Annotated in this window: 20 protein-coding genes, 1 pseudogene and 1 riboswitch; of the genes and pseudogenes, 20 read left to right on the top strand and 1 reads right to left on the bottom strand. The window is 72.2% G+C overall.

Going from position 1 to position 23,352, the window contains the following annotated elements:
* The 5 genes from IE225_RS26285 to IE225_RS26265 all read left to right on the top strand — a co-directional run.
* Window positions 1-514, top strand: a 514-nt coding sequence (locus IE225_RS26285) for a flavodoxin-dependent (E)-4-hydroxy-3-methylbut-2-enyl-diphosphate synthase (protein ID WP_190060091.1), incomplete at its 5' end; no start/stop codon positions are given.
* A 33-nt stretch (window positions 515-547) separates the two neighbouring features.
* Window positions 548-2,530: a 1-deoxy-D-xylulose-5-phosphate synthase gene (gene dxs / locus IE225_RS26280; RefSeq protein WP_190060090.1), complete on the top strand. Its 1,983-nt coding sequence runs from the start codon at window positions 548-550 to the stop codon at window positions 2,528-2,530.
* Window positions 2,531-3,916 (top strand): aspartate aminotransferase family protein, encoded by a 1,386-nt coding sequence (locus tag IE225_RS26275; RefSeq protein WP_190060089.1) that lies wholly within the window; start codon window positions 2,531-2,533, stop codon window positions 3,914-3,916. It begins immediately after the preceding gene.
* A 166-nt stretch (window positions 3,917-4,082) separates the two neighbouring features.
* Window positions 4,083-4,706 (top strand): helix-turn-helix domain-containing protein, encoded by a 624-nt coding sequence (locus tag IE225_RS26270; protein ID WP_190060088.1) that lies wholly within the window; start codon window positions 4,083-4,085, stop codon window positions 4,704-4,706.
* A complete protein-coding gene (locus IE225_RS26265) occupies window positions 4,703-4,822 on the top strand; it encodes a DUF6126 family protein (RefSeq protein ID WP_190060087.1) in 120 nt (39 codons plus the stop codon). Before IE225_RS26270 ends, IE225_RS26265 begins: the two co-directional genes overlap by 4 nt.
* A 12-nt stretch (window positions 4,823-4,834) precedes the next feature.
* Here IE225_RS26265 and IE225_RS26260 read toward each other — a convergent pair whose 3' ends face one another.
* Complete coding sequence (locus tag IE225_RS26260) at window positions 4,835-5,632, bottom strand: tyrosine-protein phosphatase (RefSeq protein WP_190060086.1); 798 nt, start codon at window positions 5,630-5,632, stop codon at window positions 4,835-4,837.
* A 548-nt stretch (window positions 5,633-6,180) separates the two neighbouring features.
* Window positions 6,181-6,338, top strand: a riboswitch (cyclic di-AMP (ydaO/yuaA leader).
* A gap of 4 nt (window positions 6,339-6,342) precedes the next feature.
* On the opposite strand from IE225_RS26260, the gene IE225_RS26255 reads away from it, so the two are divergent.
* The 15 genes and pseudogenes from IE225_RS26255 (at window position 6,343) to IE225_RS26185 (ending at window position 23,240) form a co-directional block, all read left to right on the top strand.
* Window positions 6,343-7,245 (top strand): M23 family metallopeptidase, encoded by a 903-nt coding sequence (locus IE225_RS26255; protein ID WP_190060085.1) that lies wholly within the window; start codon window positions 6,343-6,345, stop codon window positions 7,243-7,245.
* 243 nt (window positions 7,246-7,488) lie between these two features.
* Window positions 7,489-8,274, top strand: coding sequence for an SGNH/GDSL hydrolase family protein (locus tag IE225_RS26250; RefSeq protein WP_190060101.1), 786 nt, complete (start codon window positions 7,489-7,491; stop codon window positions 8,272-8,274).
* 207 nt (window positions 8,275-8,481) lie between these two features.
* Window positions 8,482-9,666 carry an MBL fold metallo-hydrolase gene (locus IE225_RS26245; protein WP_229880052.1) on the top strand — a complete coding sequence of 395 codons (1,185 nt, stop codon included), beginning with the start codon at window positions 8,482-8,484 and terminating at the stop codon, window positions 9,664-9,666.
* 1 nt (window position 9,667) lies between these two features.
* Window positions 9,668-9,823: a hypothetical protein gene (locus IE225_RS26240; protein ID WP_190060084.1), complete on the top strand. Its 156-nt coding sequence runs from the start codon at window positions 9,668-9,670 to the stop codon at window positions 9,821-9,823.
* 235 nt (window positions 9,824-10,058) lie between these two features.
* Entirely contained in the window at window positions 10,059-13,424 is a 3,366-nt protein-coding gene (locus IE225_RS26235; protein ID WP_229880045.1) for a type ISP restriction/modification enzyme, read from the top strand.
* A gap of 192 nt (window positions 13,425-13,616) precedes the next feature.
* Window positions 13,617-13,944 (top strand): annotated as a pseudogene (locus IE225_RS26230) (MBL fold metallo-hydrolase); the annotation flags it as partial.
* 635 nt (window positions 13,945-14,579) lie between these two features.
* Window positions 14,580-16,802: an ATP-binding protein gene (locus IE225_RS26225; protein ID WP_190060082.1), complete on the top strand. Its 2,223-nt coding sequence runs from the start codon at window positions 14,580-14,582 to the stop codon at window positions 16,800-16,802.
* A gap of 74 nt (window positions 16,803-16,876) precedes the next feature.
* Window positions 16,877-17,311 carry a roadblock/LC7 domain-containing protein gene (locus IE225_RS26220; protein WP_190060081.1) on the top strand — a complete coding sequence of 145 codons (435 nt, stop codon included), beginning with the start codon at window positions 16,877-16,879 and terminating at the stop codon, window positions 17,309-17,311.
* 2 nt (window positions 17,312-17,313) lie between these two features.
* The gene (locus IE225_RS26215) at window positions 17,314-17,700 is read left to right on the top strand and encodes a DUF742 domain-containing protein (RefSeq protein ID WP_190060080.1); all 387 of its coding nucleotides are present in this window, start codon (window positions 17,314-17,316) and stop codon (window positions 17,698-17,700) included.
* Window positions 17,678-18,364 (top strand): GTP-binding protein, encoded by a 687-nt coding sequence (locus tag IE225_RS26210; protein WP_190060079.1) that lies wholly within the window; start codon window positions 17,678-17,680, stop codon window positions 18,362-18,364. Before IE225_RS26215 ends, IE225_RS26210 begins: the two co-directional genes overlap by 23 nt.
* 202 nt (window positions 18,365-18,566) lie before the next feature.
* The gene (locus tag IE225_RS26205; protein WP_190060078.1) at window positions 18,567-19,109 is read left to right on the top strand and encodes a GAF domain-containing protein; all 543 of its coding nucleotides are present in this window, start codon (window positions 18,567-18,569) and stop codon (window positions 19,107-19,109) included.
* Window positions 19,110-19,442: 333 nt separating this feature from the next.
* The gene (tdh, locus tag IE225_RS26200; protein WP_190060077.1) at window positions 19,443-20,471 is read left to right on the top strand and encodes an L-threonine 3-dehydrogenase; all 1,029 of its coding nucleotides are present in this window, start codon (window positions 19,443-19,445) and stop codon (window positions 20,469-20,471) included.
* 27 nt (window positions 20,472-20,498) lie between these two features.
* Complete coding sequence (locus IE225_RS26195; protein ID WP_190060076.1) at window positions 20,499-21,692, top strand: glycine C-acetyltransferase; 1,194 nt, start codon at window positions 20,499-20,501, stop codon at window positions 21,690-21,692.
* Window positions 21,693-21,723: 31 nt separating this feature from the next.
* A complete protein-coding gene (locus IE225_RS26190; RefSeq protein WP_190060075.1) occupies window positions 21,724-22,626 on the top strand; it encodes a LysR family transcriptional regulator in 903 nt (300 codons plus the stop codon).
* A gap of 86 nt (window positions 22,627-22,712) precedes the next feature.
* A complete protein-coding gene (locus IE225_RS26185; RefSeq protein ID WP_190060099.1) occupies window positions 22,713-23,240 on the top strand; it encodes a GNAT family N-acetyltransferase in 528 nt (175 codons plus the stop codon).
* Window positions 23,241-23,352 lie beyond the last annotated feature (112 nt).

Raw genomic sequence — 23,352 nt, 5'->3', positions numbered from 1 at the left:
GGCGGGCCCGGCCTTCCAGGGCACGATCAAGTCGGCGGTGGCGTTCGGGGCGCTGCTCTCCCAGGGGATCGGGGACACGATCCGGGTGTCGCTGAGCGCGCCGCCGGCGGAGGAGGTCAAGGTCGGCATCGCGATCCTGGAGGCGCTGGGGCTGCGCCGGCGGCGGCTGGAGATCGTCTCGTGCCCGTCGTGCGGGCGGGCGCAGGTGGATGTGTACAAGCTGGCGGAGGAGGTCACCGCGGGCCTTCAGGGCATGGAGGTGCCGCTGCGGGTGGCGGTGATGGGCTGCGTGGTCAACGGGCCCGGCGAGGCCCGCGAGGCCGACCTCGGCGTGGCCTCCGGCAACGGCAAAGGGCAGATCTTCGTCAAGGGCGAGGTCATCAAGACCGTCCCCGAGTCGAAGATCGTCGAGACCCTCATCGAGGAGGCGATGAAACTCGCCGAGCAGATGCAGGCCGACGGCGTGGACGGCGCCCCCTCCGTCACGGGGACACCGACAGTGACAGTGAGTTGAAGCACCACGGCACGGACCGAGAGGGGGCCCAGCGTGACCATTCTGGAGAACGTCCGGGGACCGCGCGACCTGAAGGCGCTGTCCGAAACGGAACTCGGTGAACTGGCCGAAGAGATACGCGAGTTCCTGGTGCAGGCGGTCGCCAGGACCGGCGGTCACCTCGGGCCCAACCTGGGGGTGGTGGAACTCACCATCGCGCTCCACCGGGTCTTCGAGTCGCCCACCGACCGCATCCTGTGGGACACCGGCCACCAGAGCTATGTCCACAAGCTCCTGACGGGACGTCAGGACTTCTCGAAGCTGCGCGGCAAGGGCGGCCTGTCCGGCTACCCCTCCCGTGCCGAGTCCGAGCACGACGTCATCGAGAACAGCCACGCCTCCACCGCGCTCGGCTGGGCCGACGGCCTCGCCAAGGCGCGGCAGGTACAGGGCGGGACGGGCCACGTCGTCGCCGTCGTCGGCGACGGCGCCCTGACCGGCGGCATGGCCTGGGAGGCGCTGAACAACATCGCAGCCGCCAGGGACCGGCCGCTGATCATCGTCGTCAACGACAACGAGCGCTCCTACGCCCCGACCATCGGCGGCCTCGCCAACCACCTGGCGACCCTGCGCACCACCGACGGCTACGAGAAGGTCCTCGCCTGGGGCAAGGAGGTCCTGCAGCGCACGCCCGTCGTCGGCACCACCGTCTACGAGGCCCTGCACGGCGCGAAGAAGGGCTTCAAGGACGCCTTCGCCCCGCAGGGCCTGTTCGAGGACCTGGGCCTGAAGTACGTCGGCCCCATAGACGGCCACGACATCCGGGCCGTGGAGTCGGCGCTGCGCCGCGCGAAACGCTTCCACGGCCCCGTCCTCGTCCACTGCCTCACCGAGAAGGGCCGCGGCTACGAACCCGCCCTCGCGCACGAGGAGGACCACTTCCACACCGTCGGCGTGATGGACCCGCGCACCTGCGCGCCGCTCGCCCCGGCCGGCAGCCCCTCCTGGACCTCCGTCTTCGGCGACGAGATGGTCAGGATCGGCGAGGAGCGGGACGACGTCGTCGCGATCACCGCGGCCATGCTGCACCCGGTGGGTCTGGGCGGGTTCGCCGAGAGGTTCCCGGACCGGGTGTGGGACGTGGGCATCGCCGAGCAGCACGCCGTCGTCTCCGCGGCCGGCCTGGCCACCGGCGGCCTGCACCCGGTGGTCGCCGTCTACGCCACCTTCCTCAACCGCGCCTTCGACCAGGTGCTGATGGACGTCGCGCTGCACCGCTGCGGGGTCACCTTCGTGCTGGACCGGGCCGGCGTCACCGGCACCGACGGGCCCTCGCACAACGGCATGTGGGACATGTCGGTCCTGCAGGTCGTGCCCGGCCTGCGGATCGCCGCCCCGCGCGACGCCGACCAGCTGCGCGCCCAACTGCGCGAGGCCGTCGCCGTGGACGACGCGCCCACGCTGGTGCGCTTCCCGAAGGAGTCCGTCGGCCCGGCGATCCCCGCGATCGACCGCGTGGGCGGCATGGACGTGCTGCACCGGGACGAGCAGGCGCAGGTCCTGCTGGTCGCGGTCGGCGTGATGGCGCCGGTGTGCCTGCAGGCCGCCGACCTGCTGCGCGCCCGCGGCATCGGCTGCACCGTCGTCGACCCCCGCTGGGTCAAGCCCGTCGACCCCGCGCTGCCGCGGCTGGCCGCCGGGCACCGCATGGTCGCCGTCGTCGAGGACAACAGCCGCGCCGCCGGGGTCGGTTCGGCGGTGGCCCTGGCGCTCGGGGACGCCGAGGTCGACGTGCCGGTACGGAGGTTCGGCATCCCCGAGCAGTTCCTCGCGCACGCCAAGCGCGGCGAGGTGCTCGCCGACATCGGCCTCACCCCGGTCGACATCGCGGGCCGCATCAGCGGCAGTCTCGCCGTCCGGCGGCAGGCGGAGGCGGCCCGCGCAGGGGCCGGCGCCGTCGCCGCGCAGGCCGGTGCCGTGCTGGAGGAGGCCGTGGCCGTGCCGGTGCCGGCCGACGGCAGTCAAGGAGAGAACTGAATGACCACGGAGTTCGACCTCGGCGCCCTGCTGGCCGAGCGCGGAGCCGAGCGCTACGAGCTGCACGCGAAGTACCTCAACCACCAGCTTCCGCGCATGCTGCACACCATCGGCTTCGACAAGGTCTACGAGCGCGCCGAGGGCGCCTACTTCTGGGACGCCGACGGCAACGACTACCTGGACATGCTCGCCGGATTCGGGGTGATGGGCCTGGGCCGCCACCACCCCGTGGTACGCAAGGCGCTGCACGACGTCCTCGACCTCGGTCTCGCCGACCTGACCCGCTTCGACTGCCAGCCGCTGCCCGGGCTGCTGGCGGAGAAGCTGCTCGCGCACAGCCCGCACCTGGACCGCGTCTTCTTCGGCAACAGCGGCACCGAGGCGGTCGAGGGCGCGCTGAAGTTCGCCCGGTACGCCACCGGCCGGCCGCGCGTGCTGTACTGCGAGCACGCCTTCCACGGCCTGACCACCGGCGCGCTGTCCGTCAACGGCGAGGCCGGCTTCCGCGACGGCTTCGCCCCGCTGCTGCCGGACACGGCGATCCCGCTCGGCGACCTGGACGCGCTGGAGCGGGAGCTGCGCCAGGGCGACGTCGCCGCCCTGATCGTGGAGCCGATCCAGGGCAAGGGCGTGCACGAGGCCCCGCCCGGCTACCTGCGCGCCGCGCAGGAGCTGCTGCACCGGCACAAGGCGCTGCTGATCGCCGACGAGGTGCAGACCGGGCTGGGGCGCACCGGGGACTTCTACGCCTACCAGCACGAGGAGGGGGTGGAGCCGGACCTGGTGTGCGTGGCCAAGGCCCTCTCCGGCGGCTACGTGCCCGTCGGCGCCACCCTGGGCAAGGACTGGATCTTCAAGAAGGTCTACTCGTCCATGGACCGGGTGCTGGTGCACTCGGCGAGCTTCGGCTCCAACGCCCAGGCCATGGCGGCCGGCCTGGCCGTGCTGACGGTAATGGAGAACGAGCAGATCGTGGCGAACGTCCGCGCCACCGGCGAGCTGCTGAAGTCCCGGCTGGCCGCCCTCGTCGACACCTACGAACTGCTCGCCGACGTCCGCGGCCGGGGCCTGATGATCGGCATCGAGTTCGGCCGGCCCGCCTCGCTGAAGCTGCGCAGCCGCTGGACGATGCTGCAGGCCGCCCGCAAGGGCCTGTTCGCGCAGATGGTCGTCGTGCCGCTGCTGCAGCGCCACCGGATCCTCACCCAGGTCTCCGGCGACCACCTGGAGGTGATCAAACTGATCCCGCCGCTGATCATCGGCGAGAAGGAGGTGGACCGCTTCGTCGACGCCTTCACCGCCGTGATGGACGACGCCCACGGCGGCGGCGGACTGATCTGGGACTTCGGCAGGACGCTGATCAAGCAGGCGGTCGCCAACCGGTGACCGGCGGGGGCGCCCGCCGGTCACCGGCGGGAGTCGTCCACTGGTGGCCGGCCGGGGGCACCCACCGGCGGCCGGCAGGGATCGCCCACCGGTGGCCGCGACGGACGCGGTTTGCCTGTGAGGCAAAAAATTTGCCCTTGAGGCAAACCGGCGGCTGAATGGGGGCATGAGCTCCTCCCCGTCCGGGCCGGCGCCCGAGGTGGGCGGCGACCTGCCCGCCGTGGCGCCCCGCCTGCGCGCGCTGCGGCGTCGTACGGCCCTCACCCTGGAGGCCGCCGCGCGCGCCGCCGGGCTGTCGCCCGCGCACCTGTCCCGGCTGGAGACCGGGCAGCGCCAGCCCTCGCTGCCGGTGCTGCTCACCCTCGCCCGCGTCTACGGTACGACCGTCTCGGAGCTGCTGGGCGAGACGCCCGCGGGCCGGGACGCCGTCGTACGGGCCGCCGGCACGGCACCGACCGAGGCCGGCGGCTGGCGGTACTGGCCGGCCGGCGCCCCCGGCCGCGGCATGCAGGCCCTGCGGGTGCACGTGCCGTACGGCTCCCAGGGCGACATGGTGCGGGTGCACCCCGGCGAGGAGTGGCTGTACGTCCTGCGGGGCCGGCTCCGGCTGCGCCTCGGCGACAGCGCGCACCGGCTCGCGCCCGGCGACAGCGCGCACTTCGACTCGCTCACCCCGCACCGGATCGTCGCCGAGGACCACGACGGGGTGGAGCTCTTGTTCGTCCACACCCTGCTGCAGAGTCCCACGGCCGCCCTGTGCCTGGGCCCCACCACCGGAGAGACGCCGTGAGCAACCTGGAGGAGAAGTTCCCGCGCGCCCTGTGGATCCGGCTCGTCATCTACATCGCCGTCGGGCACCTCTTCGCGGCCTTCATCTGGCTGCTGTTCGAGATCGGCGCGAAGTGACGGCCGCCGGGATCAGTCCAGCAGCCGCGCTCGCAGCCGCTCCCGCACCTCGGCGGTGACCTTCAGCCCCTGCTCCAGGTAGGCGTCGACCCCGCCCCAGGTCTCCTCGATGGCCTCCCAAGCCGCCGTCAGGTACTCCGCGCGCGCGTCGAACAGGGGGCTGAGCAGCTCCATGACCTCGGGGGAGTAGGCGGAGGCGGACGAGCCGCTGCGGTGCACCTTGTAGCGGCGGTGCTTGGCGTTGGACTTGAGGTAGTCCTCCAGGATCGCGTCCCGCTCCACGCCCAGGGCGAGCAGCGTCACGGCGACGGACAGCCCGGCGCGGTCCTTGCCGGCCGCGCAGTGCATCAGGACGGGGACGCTGTCGTCGGCCAGCGCGTGCAGCACCCGGGAGTGCTCGGCGGTGCGCCGGGTGACGATCGCCCGGTAGGAGGCGATCATCCGGGCCTCCGCGCGGCCCTCGGACAGCAGCTCCCGCAGCTGGTCGATGTCGCCGTCGCGGACCATCCGCCAGAACTCGGCGCCGTCGGCCGGGTCGGACAGCGGCATGTTCACGTTGCGCACGCCGGGCAGTTCCACGTCCGGCCCCTCCAGCCGGATGTCGGCGGCGTTGCGGAAGTCGAAGATCGTGTGCAGGCCGAGGGAGGCGAGGAACGCGGCGTCCTCCTCGGTGGCGTGCGCCAGGTGGCCGCTGCGGTACAGCACGCCGTGCCTGACCCGGCGTCCGTCCACGGTCGGCAGCCCGCCCACGTCGCGGAAGTTGCGCACTCCGGTCAGCTCGGGTTCGGTCGACGGGACCTGCTGCGTCACAGGAGCTCCTCCCCTTTTCGATCCCGCCGGCGCGGCCCGGGTGCGATGGCCGGCGGGGCGTCTCGACCATACGGCATTCGTCATACGGCATCCGTGCACGGACCACCGAGGTCGTCCACCGGCGGTCGTGAGGCGTCGTACCGATGCTGTCCCGCCTCCGCGAGGGGGCTGTGAGGGGCCGCGAGGGGCCGCGAGGGGGGCGGGAGAGGCGCGCAAATAGGCTGGTTATCAAACGCATTGAGTATTTCTGTCCGAATTGGAGCTTTCGCTCCAACTCGCTCCGGAATAAGGGGAGCTGGGGCGGGTCACGTGAGGAGCTTCATATCCGTGACCGAGCGTTGCCCGTCATGTTCACGTAATATGTGCAATTCCGCAGGGAATTGGGCGGACTTCAGGCCCGGGGTGCACGCAGGGTGACCGGGCTCTCCGCTTCCGGATCACGGAAGAGTCCCGTCGCCGCGCAACCTTCGCTTGTCCCCGTGCGTCCAGGTCGCTTACGTTCCCCTCCGATCCGGGCGGAACGCCGAATCCTGCCGCCGCCCGGGGACCGTACCCGACCACCCGTGCACGGCAGGAGCGGGGGACCCACAGGTACGACCGCCTGTCCCGGTTCCCGGAACAGGCTAGGGGTGAAGCCGCGTCCCACGCGGCCGGGCAGCTCCAGCCCGAACCCGACAGCTCACCTCGCAGGCGCCGGAGAGGAATGCGTCATGCCCGCGAAGGGTAAGCACCGCCGTCCCAAGACCCAGCGTCTGATCCGTTCGCTCGCCGCCGCCGGCACCGGCGGTGCCGCGCTCGCCCTGCCCCTCGTCGGGGCCGCCGGGGCGCACGCCGCCACCCCGCAGCAGCCGGTCCAGGCCGGCACGGTCGCCCAGCGGCAGGCCGCCGCCCCTCAGGCGGCCACCCCGGGCGCCGGCCCGCGCACTTACACGGTCAAGGCCGGTGACTGCCTGGCGAGCATCGCCGACGAGCAGCACGTCAGCGGCGGCTGGAAGAAGCTCTACCAGGACAACCGGCAGGCCGTCGGTGACGATCCGTCGCTCATCCACCCCGGCCTGAAGCTGATCCTCGGCAAGAAGGCGGCGTCCGCCTCGCACGCTTCCGCCCCCCGGCGCACCGCGGGCGCCACCGCCAAGGCGCCGGCCGCCAAGGCCCCCGCCGTCAAGATGATGGCCGCCGAGGTTTCCCCCGCCGGTTCCGCCGGCGGCTACACCCTGCCCGTGTCCGGCGCCACCATCGGCACCGGCTACCACGTCGCGGGCAGCATGTGGTCCAGCGGCTACCACACCGGCGTCGACTTCGTCGTCCCGACCGGCACCCCCGTCAAGGCGATAGCCGCCGGCACCGTCGTCTCCGCCGGCTGGGGCGGCGCGTACGGCAACCAGGTCGTCATCAAGCTCGCCGACGGCCACTACGCGCAGTACGCCCACCTGTCGCAGATCTCCGTCTCGGCCGGCCAGAGCGTCGGCAAGGGCCAGCGGCTGGGCCTGTCCGGCGCCACCGGCAACGTCACCGGCCCGCACCTGCACTTCGAGATCCGCACCACGCCGAACTACGGCTCCGACATCGACCCGGTCGCCTACCTGCGCGCACACGGCGTGACCGTCGGCTGACGCCGGGCCCGCCGCACCCGCTCCGCCCGACACGCCGCCGAGGGCCGGACCCCGACACCCGGGGTCCGGCCCTCGGCGGCGTGCGGCCAACACCCTTCGGGCCGACCGCATTCCCGGCCGGCCCGCTCGCGGGAAGTGGTTCATCTCACCGGACGTCAACACCCGCCTACGGTCGCGTAAGTCACATTCGACGGTGAAAGATGGGCCGATGTGGCAGACGATTCGAAGAATGACAGCAGATCAGTGATCGGGTCGTACGTGGCGGTGGGGGACAGCTTCACCGAGGGAGTCGGAGACCCCGGCCCCGACGGGCGGTTCGTCGGGTGGGCCGACCGGCTGGCGGTGATGCTGGCGGACCTGCGGCCCGAGGGGGACTTCCCGTACACGAATCTCGCCGTCCGCGGCAAACTGCTCGACCAGATCGTCGCGGACCAGGTCCCGCGGGCCGTCGAACTCGCCCCGGACCTGGTGACCTTCTGCGCCGGCGGCAACGACATCATCCGTCCCGGCACCGACCCGGACGACGTGGCGGAGCGGTTCGAGAAGGCGGTCGCCCGGCTCGCCTCCGCGGCCGGCACCGTCATGGTGGCCACCGGCTTCGACACGCGCGACGTGCCGCTGCTCAAGCACCTGCGTGGGAAGATCGCCACGTACAACGGGCACGTCCGCGCCATCGCCGACCGCTACCACTGCCCCGTGCTGGACCTGTGGTCGCTCAAGGCCGTCCAGGACCGGCGCGCCTGGGACGAGGACCGGCTGCACCTGTCGCCCGAGGGGCACACGCGCGTGGCGCTGCGCGCCGGTCAGGTCCTCGGCATCGACGTGCCCGCCGACCCCGAGCAGCCCTGGCCGCCGCTGCCGCCCCGCGGCACCCTCGAGATCCGCCGCGACGACGTCCACTGGGCCCGGCACCACCTCGTGCCCTGGATCGGCCGCCGCCTGCGCGGCGAGTCCTCCGGCGACCACGTGACGGCCAAGGGCACCCTGTCGCCGGCCGACATCAAGATGCGGATCGCCTCGGTGGCGTGAGGCATGAGGCGCGAAGCGTGAGGGCGGGGGCGGCGCGAGCGTGTTTTCCGCCGCCTCCGGTTCCGCCGTTCCCGCCCCCGGTTCCACCGCCCCCACCGCCGGTTCCGTGCCGCGGACCCGGTGAGCCGGGCCCGCCCATAGCCGCGGACCCGGTGAGCCGGGCCCGCCCATAATGGAAGACCTCTGCCGACTCCACCTGGAGGTGCCGTGGCCGCCGTCCCGTCATCGATCTCCCGGCTGCGCGCGCTGCGGCCCGCGGCCTTCGGCGCCGACCCGAGCGGTGAGCGCATGGCGCGCATCCGCAGATCGCCGCACTTCAAGAACGGCGTGTTCCAGAACCCGGGTGGCGAGGCCCGTACCCGTCCGTCCGGTTCGGCACGGGATTTCGCCAAGGTCTTCCTCGACCGGCAGCAGCGGCCCCGCCGCAGCCCCGCCGGCACGGTCCCGGTGCACGCCACGACCCTGGCCGACCTCGCCCGCCCCCCGGCCACCGGGCTGCGGCTGACGTGGATGGGCCACTCCAGCGTGCTGGCCGAGATCGACGGGCACCGGGTGCTGTTCGACCCGGTGTGGGGCGAGCGCTGCTCCCCGTTCCCCTTCGCCGGGCCCCGGCGCCTGCACCCGGTTCCCGTGCCCCTGGCCGCGCTCGGCCCGGTCGACGCGGTGGTCATCTCCCACGACCACTACGACCACCTCGACCTGCCCACCGTCAGGGAACTGGCCGGCACGGACACCGTGTTCGCCGTGCCCCTCGGCGTCGGCGCCCACCTCGAGCACTGGGGCGTGTCCGCCGACCGCCTGCGCGAACTCGACTGGCACGAGGAGACGAAGGTCGGCGGACTCACCCTGACCGCCACCCCAGCCCGCCACTTCTGCGGCCGCGGCCTGCGCAACACCCAGCACACCCTGTGGGCCTCCTGGGCCGTCGCCGGCCCCGAGCACCGCATCTACCACAGCGGCGACACCGGCTACTTCGACGGTTTCCGGGACATCGGCGCGGCCCACGGGCCGTTCGACGCGACGATGATCCAGATCGGGGCCTACTCCGAGTTCTGGCCCGACATCCACATGACGCCCGAGGAGGGCATGCGCGCCCACCTCGACCTGCAGCAAGGCCGGCCGAGCGGGGTCATGCTGCCGATCCACTGGGGCACATTCAACCTCTCGTTGCATCCCTGGGCCGAGCCGGGGGAGTGGACGCTGGCCGCGGCCGGCGCGGTCGGACAGGCGGTCGCCGTCCCCGTTCCAGGCCAGCCCTTCGAGCCCGCTGGAATCCTCCCCACGCGCCCCTGGTGGCGGGATGTGTCCCTGCCGCTGAACCGCGAGTGGCCCGTTCCGGAGATCACTCCGGTGGCGTCTCGTGACGACCTCGACCTTGTGGACGAGGGCTGACGTGGATGAGCTGAAGCGCGTGTACATGAAGGCCCACCTGCGTTTGGCGACGGCAACGCCGTCGCGTTCCGGCGTGCACTTCCACGACGACGCTTCGCGCGCCGGCAAGATCTACATCGGCTATGGCGGTCCCTTCCTGACCAACACCCGCACCTGATTTCCCAGCAGTCACGGAACGCGCCGCCCGTGCCCCTCGCGCGCCCCCCGTGCGCACTGAACCGACCCCTTTGCCTCCAGTAACGCTGTGTCTGCGGTGATCCACCGCCCGAGACCACAGCCTGGAGGGGGACGAGGTGCCGGAGGAATGGGTACGGGTTCTCGTGGCGGACTTCGGAGCCGAGTGCAGGGAGCGTCTGCGGTTCAGCGACACGGAGGCGTCCATCAGTCTGCCGGTGGCGAAGCTGGTGGAAGCTTTCGGGACACGTTGGAAGCTGAGTCCTCGCCTTCACCCCGAGTACCCCTTGCCCGAGGCCCGGGTGCGCCCGGACTACGCGGTGGAGACCTCGGGACGCATCACCGGCTTCTTGGAGCTGAAGGCACCTGGACACGACGTCACACCCGACGGCTTCACGAAGCGGGACCGTGAACAGTGGGAGCTGATGCGTCGGCTACCCAACGTGCTGTACAGCAACGGCCACACCTGGTGTCTGTACCGAGGCGGTTCGTGGCCTCTCCGCACGGTCCGGCTCGACGGTGATCTCTACCGGTCCGGCAGACGGCTGCGTACCAGTGAAGTCGACGGTGCGGCCTTTCGGGATCTGCTGCGGGAGTTTCTCGGATGGCAGCCGCAACGCATCACCACCGTAGGTCAGTTGGTGACGTCCATCGCTCCACTGTGCCAGTACCTGCGCGAGGAGGTGCTGGAGCAGCTTGCCCTCGAACGCAGAGCACCAGACGGCCCTCGCAGCCGACGGCGTGTCCCCAAGCCCTTCACCGCTCTCGCGCACCACTGGAGCAAGGTGCTCTTCCCCTCGACCGATGGACAGGACCCCGACCACCTCTTCGCCGACCGCTACACCCAGACGATCGCCTTCGCCCTGCTGCTGGCCCGTATCGAGAACGTACCGCTCGCCGGCCGGAACTTCGGTGACATTGCACGTGAGTTGAAAGCCGAGAACACGGTCATGGGCCGAGCCCTGCAGCTCCTTACGGAGACGGTGGACGCCGAGTTCACCCGTCGCATCGACACGCTCGTGCAGGTCATCGACGCTGTCGACTGGGAGGCGATCCGAGCCCGGAAGCCCGACGCCCACGTTTATCTCTACGAGAATTTCCTCCAGGAATACGACCGCGAGCTGCGTAAACGCTCCGGTACTTACTACACTCCGCCACGTCTCGTGAAGGAGATGGTCCGCTTCACCGACGCCGTACTGCGCACCCGTCTGGGTTGCGTGAAGGGGTTCGCCGACGAACAGGTGACGATCGTCGACCCCGCCATGGGCACGGGTACATTCCTCAGCGAGATCATCGACAGGGTCGCCGAAGAGCGCTCCCGGCGTGGGGAGGGGTTCCGCGGCGAAGCGGTGGAACAACTGGCGGGCCGGCTGATCGGCTTCGAGCGTCAGATGGCCGCCTACGCGGTCGCCCAGATGAGGATCACCCAGACCCTCCGCGATCAAGCCACCGACACTCAACTCGGCGATCTGCGACTCCATCTCGCCGACACCCTTGCAGACCCCTACGAGAGGGCCACGCTCTTCACGTTCCTGCCCGATGGCGATCCTCTGGTCGAGAACACCCGCAAGGCGGACTGGATCAAACGTGAGCAGAAGGTCACCGTCATGATCAGCAACCCACCGGACCGGGAGAGAGCCGAGGGGGAAGGCGGATGGGTGGAGAAAGGCCGCGAGGGTGACTACAGAGCACCTCTGCTTAATGACTTCCGCCTCGGCGGCAGAAACGGGGTGCACGAGAACAAGCTCAAGAACCTGTACGTTTACTTCTGGCGCTGGGCCACCTTCAAGGTATTCGAACAGCATCGTTCCGAGTCGGACCGCGGAATCGTCGCCTTCATCAGTACCGCGGGCTTCCTCAGCGGGCCCGGTTTTCGGGGGATGAGGAAGTACCTGCGTGAGACTTGTTCGGAAGGATGGATCATTGACCTCAGCCCCGAGGGAATCCAGCCACCGATACGGACGCGCCTCTTCGAAGGCGTACAGCAGCAATTGACCATCGCCGTGTTCGTTCGCAGCCGGGGGGACATCGAACCCGCCCATATCAGGTACGTTGCCCTGGACGGCACGCGTGAGGAGAAATACGCGAAGCTTGAGGCTCTCGGGCCGGACAGTGATCAGTGGCGGTCGGTGCGCCAGGACGCCTGTGCCCCGTTCACGCCCGCGGCACACGGAGCATGGGATACCTATCCCGCATTGGATGATCTGCTGCCATGGACAGTGCCCGGCATCTTGCCGAAGCGGACGTGGGTCTACTCCCCGGACCCCGACACGCTGCGTTCCCGGTGGCGGAGGTTGACCACCGAGACGGACATCGCCGAGAAGCGTGTTTTGTTCAGGGAGACCCAGGGCCGTACCGTCGACCGGCCGGTCAAGCCCCTCCCGGGCTCAGCACAACGGAGGCGATCGATGCTGGAGGCGGGTCCCGAGTGTCCAGAGCCGGTGCCGGTCGCCTTCCGCCCTTTCGATCGACAGTGGATCATTCCGGACAACAGGGTCCTCGACAGATGCTCGCCGGAGCTGTGGGAGAGCCGGGCCGAGGGGCAGATTTACATCGTGGAGAAGCACTCCGAACGTTTCGGTGGCGGCCCTGCCACTCTGTTCACCGCGTTGATGCCGGATATGCATCACTTCACTGGCTGGGGCGGTGGCAGAGTAATCCCCCTCCTGCAGAAGGATGGCACCCCCAATGTGACTCCCGGCCTTCTCCAGCACCTTCGCAACTCCTTCGGCGGTCTGTCTGTCACTGCCGAGGACTTGGCCGCGTACATTGCCGCAATCACGGCCCATCCCGGTTTCCGCTCCCGCTTCGACGACGAACTCACCACCAACGGCGTCCGCGTACCACTCACCGGTGACGCCGCACTGTGGTCGGAGGCGCTGCATATCGGGCGGAAGGTGATCTGGGCTTCGACTTTCGGAGAGAGGTTTGTGGACCCGGTGGCGGGGAGGCCCCATGGGCCCGAGCAGGTCTGGACAACCGCGCAGCCGACGATCACGTACCGAAGGCAGGTTGGTAGGGATGAGCTGCCCGAGAGCTTCGTCTATGATCCCGACAAACTCGAACTCCACTTCGGCCAGGGCGTCTTCGGGCCGGTGACTCAAGAGATGAGGGATTACCGGGTCAGCGGGCAGAACGTCCTTGACGGCTGGTTGAAACGCAGGACGGGGCCGCCGTCTCGCAGGGCTGTCAGCCAACTGGACCTCATCCGTCCCGACCGGTGGCGCCCCATCTGGAGCGAGGAACTCCAGTACGTGCTCGCCGTCCTGTGGCATCTGGTCGAGTTGCAGTCGGCTCAGGACGAGCTGCTCGATGGTGTTCTCATGTCACCGCTCATCAGCGTCTCCGAGCTGCAGCGTCGGAACGTCCTGCCCGTCCCGGACACCGCACGTCGTTCCGCTCCCGCACCGATACAAACCGATCCCATCCCCGGGACCGAGGGGATCGAGACACGCGAGCCGCACGCCGTCAGGCCACTCACCGCGGAAAGGGAATCTCCGGCCACCGCTCCGATGACGCGGTCACGGAGGAGCCGGAAACCCGGCGCTACGCAGCCACCCCGTAGGAAGCGGCAAGACCCGTAGAGTTGTTGCCTGAACCCGGTGCCATGGGTGAAGTTTTGGAGCAACGGCCCGGCTCAGGAGTGGGAGAGCCATCGTGAGCGGCGGCCGGTGGGTGACGGCCGCGGTCCTGGCGTGTTGGCGACAGTTGAATACAAACCCACCGGGGTCAACCCCCGGTACGGTCACCGCATGTGAACTACCAGAGCCAAGAACGGCGTGTGGCCCGACATCCACATGACGCCCGAGGAGGGCATGCGCGCCCACCTCGACCTGCAGGGCGGCGCGGCACGGGCTGATGCTGCCGATCCACTGGGCGACCTTCAATCTGGCCCCGCACCCGTGGGCCGAGCCCGGCGAGGGCACGCTCGCCACCGCCCACGCGGCCGGCGCCCGCATCGCCCTGCCCCGCCCCGGTGAGCCCTTCGAGCCTTCCGGGAAGGTCCCCGGCGACCCCTGGTGGCGTGGCGTCGCCCTGGCCCCGGCCGGCGGCTGGCCGGTCTGGCCCGCGGTGGGCGAACTCGACCTGGCGGCGGACTCCTGACCCGCGCCCGCCGGACACCCCGTCCCGCGGTGCCCCCTGATGCCGGACCGGCCGTGTTTTTCGTTTTTCGCCCGCCGTCGGTCCGTTGCCGCCCGGGCCGGTGCGGCGGCGCCGGAACACCCCTGAACCGTGGCCCGAGGTGGCACGGAGAGTGACGAAACGAAGGATGCCCGGGGGCGTTCGTGCGGGCCGGGGAGTGTTCGGGGCGCCTCGTCGCGTCGGCCGCGCCTGCCCGGGCGGTGTCGGGCGGCGACGGGCACTGGGAGGGGTCGCGCCCGCCACTTCTCGTTCGTGACCGGTTCTGACCAGCTCCGATTGTTTCTCTTCGGGTGACGGTCACGGGTCCAGCGGGCTCATCGGTCTGTCGTACGAACGCTCATACCAGAGCGGGACGCTGTGCGGGGGACTTTGTCAACTGCCCACCGCACGTGATGCGCGGGCAACTACTGTGAGTGTCCGTCGGGCGACGAAGGGCCGTGCCGCGGTTCCCCGCCGGCCGACGCCGCGCCGACGCATGCCCGCGCCGCGCGGACGCACACGGCACGCCGGGAGTGCCGCGCGGACCGGCCGGCACGGCCCGCGGGACCCCGCCGGCACCAGGCCCGACGGACCGACGGACCAGTACGAGGACCCAGATGGCTCACCTCCGCGCACCGGCCGCCCCCCGCGCAGACCGCCGCGAGGGCGGACGGCACGGGCGGCCGGTCTCCCGCACCGCCCCCACACCGCGCGAGACCCCGATGCGGTCCCTGTGGCCCCCACTGCTGCGCCTGGCGGTGCTGCCGCCGACCGCGGTCGCGCTCGGCGCCACCGCGGCCGTGCTCTACACCGTCCGCTCCACCGGGGCACGACCCGCCCCGACCCTGTGGGCCGTGCTCGCCGGCGCCGTCTCGGTCACGCTCGCCGGCATCCTCGTCGCCGCCGTCGCCGCGCGCCGCACCGCCGCCTCCGTACGCGACCGCGTCGACGCGCTGCGGCACGACTGCGCACGTGGCGAGGCCGACCTGCGCGCCCTGGTGGAGGCGCTGCGCCGTGGCGAGACCCCGCCGCAGCGCGCCCCGCGTCCTCGGCCCCCGGACCACGCCGACGACGCCGACGACGTCGACGACATCGACCTGCTCGCCGCCGACCTCGCCCGCGTCCACGACGCCGCCGTCACCGCCGTCTCCCGGGCCGCGCAACTGTCCAGCCAGGCGGGCAGCGAGCAGAAGCTGGAGGTGTTCGTCAACCTCGCCCGGCGCCTGCAGTCCCTGGTGCACCGCGAGATCTCCCTCCTCGACGAGCTGGAGAACGAACTGGAGGACCCCGACCTGCTCAAGGGCCTCTTCCATGTCGACCACCTCGCCACCCGCATCCGCCGCCACGCCGAGAACCTCGCCGTGCTCGGCGGCGCCGTCTCCCGGCGCCAGTGGAGCCGCCCGGTCGCCATGACCGAGGTGCTGCGCTCCGCCGTCGCCGAGGTCGAGCAGTACGCCCGGGTGAGACTCGTCCCGCCCGTCGAGGGCACCCTGCGCGGCCACGCCGTCGCCGACGTCATCCATCTGCTGGCCGAACTCGTCGAGAACGCCACGGTGTTCTCCGCCCCGCACACCCAGGTCCTGCTGCGCGCCAGCCTCGTCACCTCCGGGCTCGCCGTCGAGGTCGAGGACCGGGGCCTGGGCCTGCCCGTCGCCGAGCAGGACCGGATGAACGCCCTCCTCGCCGACCCCGACCAGGTCAGCGTGGCCGGCCTGCTCGCGGACGGCCGGATCGGGCTGTACGTCGTCTCCCAGCTCGCCCGTCGGCACGGCATCACCGTCCGCCTGCAGACCAACATCTACGGCGGCGTGCAGGCCGTCCTGGTCGTGCCGCGGGAACTGCTCGGCACGGCGCCGGACGCCTCCGACGACATGGCGCCGCCCCGGGCGCAGCAGCCGCCGGAGGCCGCGTCCGCGCCCCCGCCGCCCCATCCGCACGACGGTGTGCCGCAGCCGTCCGTACCGCTGCCGTCCGTACCGCAGTCGCCCGTGCCGCTGCCGTCCGTGTCGCAGCCGTCCGTGCCGTTGCCGTCTCCCGCCCGGCCCGCCCGGCCTGTCTCCGGTGCTCCGGCCGCCGATGCCGTGCGGGCGCGTCCGGTCCCGGCCGAGGGCGCCCCGCCTCCGCTGCCGCGCCGCGGCGCGCACGCCCGGCGGCCCACCCCGGCCGAGGCCGCGCCCGGCATCCGGCCCGAGGACCGGCCGGCCGTCGCCGCGCACACCGACGTACCGCCCGTGCCGCGCGCCGACGTCGTGCGCGGCACCATGGACAAGCCGGGGCTGCCCCGGCGCCGCGCCCGGGAACATCTCGTGCCGCAACTGCGCGAGCGTCCGCAGCCCCGCCCGGAGGCCGACCGGACCGCCGGCCACGACCCCGGGCTGATGGCGGCCTTCCGGCGCGGCGTCGGCCTCGCCGAGGCCCAGCAGCACCTGGAGACGGCGGAGGCGGAGCGGGGAGGCGTCCCGCCGGTCCCGCACCCCGACGCCGGTGTGCGGCCCGACGGCGGGGCTCGGCCCGATGCCGGTGTCCGGTCCGGCGACGGGACTTGGTCCGATGCCGGTGCCCGGTCCGGTGCCGGCACCCGGTCCGGCACCGGATACGCGGACCTCCCGCGTCCCGAACCGGCCCGGCCCGCCGGCCTCTTCGCCCCCGTTGTCCCCGTTCCCGCTCCGGCCGTCCGTCTCGCACCCGCCCCGGAAGCGCCGTGCGCGGATCCGCCCGCCCGCGCCACCGGGACGCCGCCCGCGCCCGCGTCTCCCGAGCCGTACCCGCCGCGCGACGACGCACCCGCGCCCGGTCCCGGGCTCCCCGCCCCGCACGACGGGAGCGCGCCGGCCGGATGACCGCGCCCCGCCCCGCCCCCGTGCCCGCAGCAGACCTTCGTCCCCTCACTCGTACCCCAAGGAGTCGATCCACCATGGCGAGCGACGCCTCCACCGGCCATGTGTCCGATCTCGACTGGCTGTTGAGCGGCCTCGTGCAGCGCGTCCCGCACACCGGCAGCGCCGTGCTGCTGTCCTGCGACGGGATCGTGAAGTCGGTGCACGGCCTGGACCCCGACAGCGCCGACCACATGGCCGCCCTGGCCTCCGGCCTGTACTCCCTCGGCCGCAGCGCCGGCGTCCGCTTCGGCGACGGCGGCGACGTGCGCCAGGTCGTGGTCGAACTGGACGCGACGCTGCTGTTCGTCACCACCGCCGGCTCCGGCACGTGCCTGGCCGTGCTCGCCGGGCGGGAGGCGGACGCGGCGGTCCTCGGCTACGAGATGGCGATGCTGGTCAAGAGCGTGCGCCCGTACCTGGAGACCGCGCCCCGCCAGCACGTCGCCGAACCCTCGGTGACGAGGTCTTGACCGTGGCGACGGCCGGCGACGGGCCCTGGCTCGACGACCCCTGGCTCGACGACGCGGCCGGGCGGCTGGTGCGGCCGTACACGGTGAGCAACGGCCGTACCCGCCCCAGCACCGCGCTCGACCTGATGTCGCAGGTGATGGCCACCGGAACCGCTCCCGTCGGCTACCTGGGCCCCGAGCACGAGCAGGCCCTCGACCTGTGCCGCATCCCCGTCTCGGTCGCCGAGGTCGCCGCCCACCTGAAGCTGCCGGCGGCGGTCGCCAAGGTGCTGCTGGCGGACCTCGTCGGCTGCGGGGCGCTCACCACCAAGCCCCCCGTCTTCCACCACCACCCCACGGACCGGGCCCTTCTGGAGGCAGTGCTCGATGGACTACGACGACAGCTTTGAGCACGTCGGCGCCGACCATGTCCGCGGCGGCGACCACGCCCGCAGCGGCGACCACCCCGGTGGCGCCGGCGGCGCCCACGCCGACCCGTTCCCGACCGCGCTGAAGATACTCGTGGCGGGCGGCTTCGGGGTGGGCAAGACGACCTTCGTCGGCGCGGTCAGCGAGATCGCCCCGCTCAGCACGGAGGAGCTGCTCACCACGGCCGGCGCCGCCACCGACAGCCTGGAGGGCGTCGAGAACAAGACGGAGACGACCGTCGCGATGGACTTCGGCCGCATCACCCTCGACGCCGACCACGTGCTGTACCTGTTCGGCACGCCCGGACAGGAGCGGTTCTGGTTCATGTGGGACGAGTTGAGCGAGGGCGCCCTCGGCGCGGTCGTCCTCGCCGACACCCGCCGGCTCGCGGACTGCTTCGCCGCCGTCGACTTCTTCGAGGAGCGCGGCCTCGGATTCGTCATCGCCGTCAACGAGTTCGACGGCGCCCACCGCTACACCCCCGACGAGGTGCGCGCCGCCCTCGACCTCCCGTCCGAGGTGCCCGTGGTCACCTGCGACGCCCGCATATCCGCCTCCGGCGTGCAGACCCTGCTCACCCTCGTGCGGCACCTCATGGCCCACGCGTCCACCGCGTCCGCGGCCGTCCGCGGCGCCCACGGATGACCCGCCGACGACCCGCCGCCGACCCACCGACGACCCGCTGACGATTCACCGACGACCCGCTGACGATTCACCGACGACCCGACGACGATCCGACGACGACCTACGGACACCCCACCGGCCGACCCGAGCCCCGACGGAGCACCACCATGACGTACGCCCCCAGGACCGGTTCCACCGCAGGACCCGGCGCCGGAGCCCGGCCATGAGCTACGACCCGCCGCGCCCCGTCGGCCGCCTGCTGCTCACCCCCGAGGACCGGGAGGCACCCGCCCGCACCGTGCGGCTGCGCCAACTCGGCCTGGGCGAAAGGCCCGAACCCGCCCTGGACGCCTTCGCCGTCGGCCTCGCCGAGCGCGCGGGGGCGCCGTACGCCATGGTCAACTTCGTTGCGGAGCACGGGCAGTTCCTCGCCGGGCTGCACTGCCCCCACCCCGGGTCGCTGCCGGGCCGCAGCCTGCCGCGCGAGGTCGGCTTCTGCCCGCACGTGGTGGTGCGGCGCAGGGCCCTGGCGCTGGAGGACGTGCGGGACTATCCGCGGTTCGCGACCAACCCGATCGTCGACGAGTACGGCATCCGCTCCTACCTCGGCGCCCCGCTGGCCGACAGCACCGGGATGGTGCTGGGCACGGTGTGCGTGGCCGACGCCGTGCCCCGGCGGTGGGGGAGGGACGGGCTGGAGACCATCAAGGCGGTCGCCGCGCAGCTCGCCCGGCACCTGGAGGGCACGGCCGGCGCGTTCTGGTGAGGCGTGGCGGACCGGATGCGTGCCCTCGGATGACGCGGGGCGGACCGGGCGCGTGCCCTCGGATGACGCGGGACGGACCGGGCGCGTGCCCTCGGGCGACGCGGGACGGACCGGGCGCGTGCCTTCGGATGACGCGGGACGGACCGAGCGTGTGCCTTCGGATGACGCGGGACGGGCGGAACGCGTGAAGGAAAGCTGCGGCGGCGCTTAAGAAATCCTCGATGGACCAGGCCGCCCCCGTGGGGCAGATTGCTACCGGATTCCACCCCTCTCCCCGGCCCCGGGCCCCTTCGGCGTGCCCGCGGGCCGGCCTCACCCACGGGAGCCGTAGCGTTGAAGGCGCTGGTCAAGGACAGGGCGGAGCCGGGACTGTGGCTCAGGGACGTGCCCGAGCCCGCCGTCGGGCCCGGCGACGTACTGATCAAGGTGTTGCGCACCGGGATCTGCGGCACCGACCTGCACATCCGGTCCTGGGACGGCTGGGCCCGGCAGGCGGTGCGCACTCCGCTGGTGGTCGGCCACGAGTTCGTCGGCGAGGTCGTGTCGGTCGGCCGGGACGTCACCGACGTCGGCGTCGGCGACCTGGTCAGCGGCGAGGGCCACCTGGTGTGCGGCAAGTGCCGCAACTGCCTGGCCGGGCGGCGCCACCTGTGCCGGGCCACGATCGGGCTCGGCGTGGGCCGGGACGGCGCGTTCGCCGAGTACGTGGCGCTGCCCGCGTCCAACGTATGGGTGCACCGGGTGCCCGTCGACCTCGACGTGGCCGCCATCTTCGACCCGTTCGGCAACGCCGTGCACACCGCGCTGACCTTCCCCCTCGTCGGCGAGGACGTCCTGGTCACCGGTGCCGGCCCGATCGGCCTCATGGCCGCCGCCGTGGCCCGGCACGCCGGCGCCCGCAACGTCGTGATCACCGACGTCAGCGAGGAGCGGCTGGAGCTGGCCCGCAAGATCGGCGTGAGTCTCGCCCTGAACGTCTCGGACGCCTCGATCGCCGACGGGCAGCGGGAGTTGGGCCTGCGCGAGGGCTTCGACGTCGGCCTGGAGATGTCCGGGCGGCCGGAGGCGCTGCGCGACATGATCGCCAACATGACGCACGGCGGCCGGATCGCCATGCTGGGCCTGCCGGCGCAGGAGTTCCCCGTCGACTGGGCCCGGATCGTCACCTCCATGCTCACCCTCAAGGGCATCTACGGCCGTGAGATGTTCGAGACCTGGTACGCCATGTCGGTGCTGCTGGAGGGCGGCCTCGACCTGGCGCCCGTCATCACCGGCCGCTACGACTACCGCGACCACGAGGCCGCGTTCGCGGACGCGGCGAGCGGCCGGAGCGGCAAGATCATCCTCGACTGGACCGCGTAACTCCCGTACTTCTCCAGGAGCTTCAGCATGTTCGACTCCGTGCGCGACGACCTGCGCGCCACCCTCGACGAGATCCGCGCGGCCGGTCTGCACAAGCCCGAACGCGTCATCGGCACCCCGCAGTCGGCGAAGGTGAACGTCACCGCCGGCGGCCGGCCGGGCGAGGTGCTGAACTTCTGCGCCAACAACTACCTGGGCCTGGCCGACCACCCCGAGGTGATCGCCGCCGCCCACGAGGCCCTGGACCGCTGGGGCTACGGCCTGGCCTCGGTGCGCTTCATCTGCGGCACGCAAGAGGTGCACAAGGAACTGGAGGCGCGGCTGTCGGCGTTCCTCGGGCAGGAGGACACGATCCTGTACTCCTCCTGCTTCGACGCCAACGGCGGCGTGTTCGAGACGCTGCTCGGCCCTCAGGACGCGGTGATCTCCGACGCGCTCAACCACGCGTCGATCATCGACGGCATCCGCCTGTCCAAGGCCCGCCGCCTGCGCTACGCCAACCGCGACCTCGCCGACCTGGAACGGCAGTTGAAGGAGGCGTCCGGGGCCCGCCGCAAGCTGGTCGTCACCGACGGCGTGTTCTCCATGGACGGCTACGTCGCCCCGCTGCGCGAGATCTGCGACCTCGCCGACCGGTACGGGGCGATGGTCATGGTCGACGACTCGCACGCCGTCGGCTTCGTCGGCCCCACCGGCCGCGGCACCCCCGAACTGCACGGCGTCACCGACCGCGTGGACATCGTCACCGGCACCCTCGGCAAGGCCCTCGGCGGCGCCTCCGGCGGCTACGTCGCCGCCCGCGCCGAGATCGTCGCCCTGCTGCGGCAGCGCTCCCGGCCTTACCTGTTCTCCAACACCCTCGCCCCGGTCATCGCCGCCGCGTCGCTGAAGGTGCTGGACCTGCTGGAGTCGGCGGGCGAGCTGCGCGAGCGGCTGGCGCGCAACACCGCGCGCTTCCGGCAGCGGATGACGCAGGAGGGCTTCGACATCCTGCCCGGCGACCACCCGATCACGCCGGTGATGATCGGCGACGCGGCCCGCGCGGGGCGCATGGCGGAACTGCTGCTGGAGCGGGGCGTGTACGTGATCGGCTTCTCCTACCCGGTCGTGCCGCAGGGCCAGGCCCGCATCCGCGTGCAGCTCTCCGCGGCCCACTCCGAGCAGGACGTCGACCGGGCGGTGGAGGCGTTCGTGGCGGCGCGGGCGGAGCTCGACGCCTGAGGCACCCGCACGACCTGAGAGAATCGTCCACATGATCGAAGCGCGGCGGCTCCACATCCTGCGTGCCGTGGCCGACCACGGCACGGTCACCGCGGCCGCCGCCGCGCTCTACCTCACCCCCTCCGCGGTGTCCCAGCAACTGACGGCCCTGGAGCAGGAGACCGGCCACCGGCTGGTGGAGCGCGGCGCGAAGGGCGTACGGCTCACCCCGGCCGGCGAGATCCTGCTCAGCCACACCAACGCCGTCCTCGCCCAGCTGGAGCGGGCCGAGGCGGAACTGGCCGCCTACAGCTCCGGCGCCGCCGGCACCGTCACCGTCGCCGCCTTCGCCACCGGCATCGTCCTGGTCGTCGCCCCCGCCGTGGCCCGGCTCGCCGAGACCTCGCCCGGCATCCGCATCCGGGTCCGGGACGCCGAGGGCGACGCCAGCCTGCCGATGGTGCTGGACCGGCAGGTCGACGTCGCGGTCGCCGTCGAGTACCGGGGCGCGCCGCCCGCCGACGACCCGCGCCTGACCCACGTCCCGCTCTACGCCGAGCCGTTCGACGCGGTCGTCCCGGTCACCCACCGCCTGGCCGACGCCGCCGAGGTGCCGCTCGCCGAGCTGGCCAAGGACCCGTGGATCGGCCCCTACCCCGGCAACCCCTGCCACGACGTGGTGGTCCTGGCCTGCGAGATCGCCGGCTTCCAGCCCCGTTTCGCGCACTCCTCCGACGACTTCCGCGCCGTCGTCGCGCTCGCCTCGGCCGACGCGGGCGTGGCCCTCGTGCCGCGCTCCGCCCTGCGCGGCGTCGACCTCACCGGCGTCGTGGTCCGGCCGGTCGACGGCGTGGCCCCCACCCGCCGGGTCTTCGCCGCCGTGCGCCGCGGAGCGGAGGGGCACCCGCTGATCCGCCCGGTGCTCGACGCGCTCGCCGAGGCGGCCGGCACGTAACACGCCCGTATCACGCCGGGGATAGCGTCCCGGACGTGAGAGACGTGAGAGATGTGAGAGACGAGCAGACGGCCGCGCCCGCGGCCGTGCACCCGCTGGACGCCGACGAGCTCGCCGCCCGCGCCGAGGACCTGGCCGCGCTGCTGGCCGACACCGTGGCGGGCGGCGCCTCGGTCGGCTTCCTCGCCCCGCTCGCCCCCGACGCGGCCGCCGCCTGGTGGCGGGAGCGGGCCGCGCAGGTGGCCGCCGGGCGGCTCGCCGTCTGGGCCGCCCACGACGGGGAGCGGACGGTCGGCACCGTCAGCCTGGCCTTCCCCGACAAGCCCAACAGCCGCCACCGCGCCGAACTGGTCAAGCTCATGGTGCACCGGCGAGCCCGCGGCCGGGGTCTGGGCCGCCGTCTGCCGGCCACCGCCGAGGACGCGGCCGCCGCGGCCGGCATCACCCTGCTGCACCTGGACACCGAGACCGGTAGCCCCGCCGAGCGCCTCTACCGCTCGGTCGGCTGGATTCGGGCCGGCGTGATCCCGGACTACGCCGCCGACCCGGCCGGCACGCTGCGGCCCACCACGCTCTACTACAAGCACCTGGGCGCCGCCGCGGCCACCGGGTGACTGAACAGGTCCTGGCGACCGGACAGAACAGTCAGAGGACAACCCAGCAGGGGACAACCCAGCAGGGCGTCAGTCAGTGGCTGGGCCACGATCACCGGAACCTGAGTATCAG

It is taken from the genome of Streptomyces echinoruber (assembly GCF_014651135.1).
GTDB lineage: Bacteria > Actinomycetota > Actinomycetes > Streptomycetales > Streptomycetaceae > Streptomyces > Streptomyces echinoruber.
This window is presented reverse-complemented; position numbering and strand designations above follow the sequence as displayed.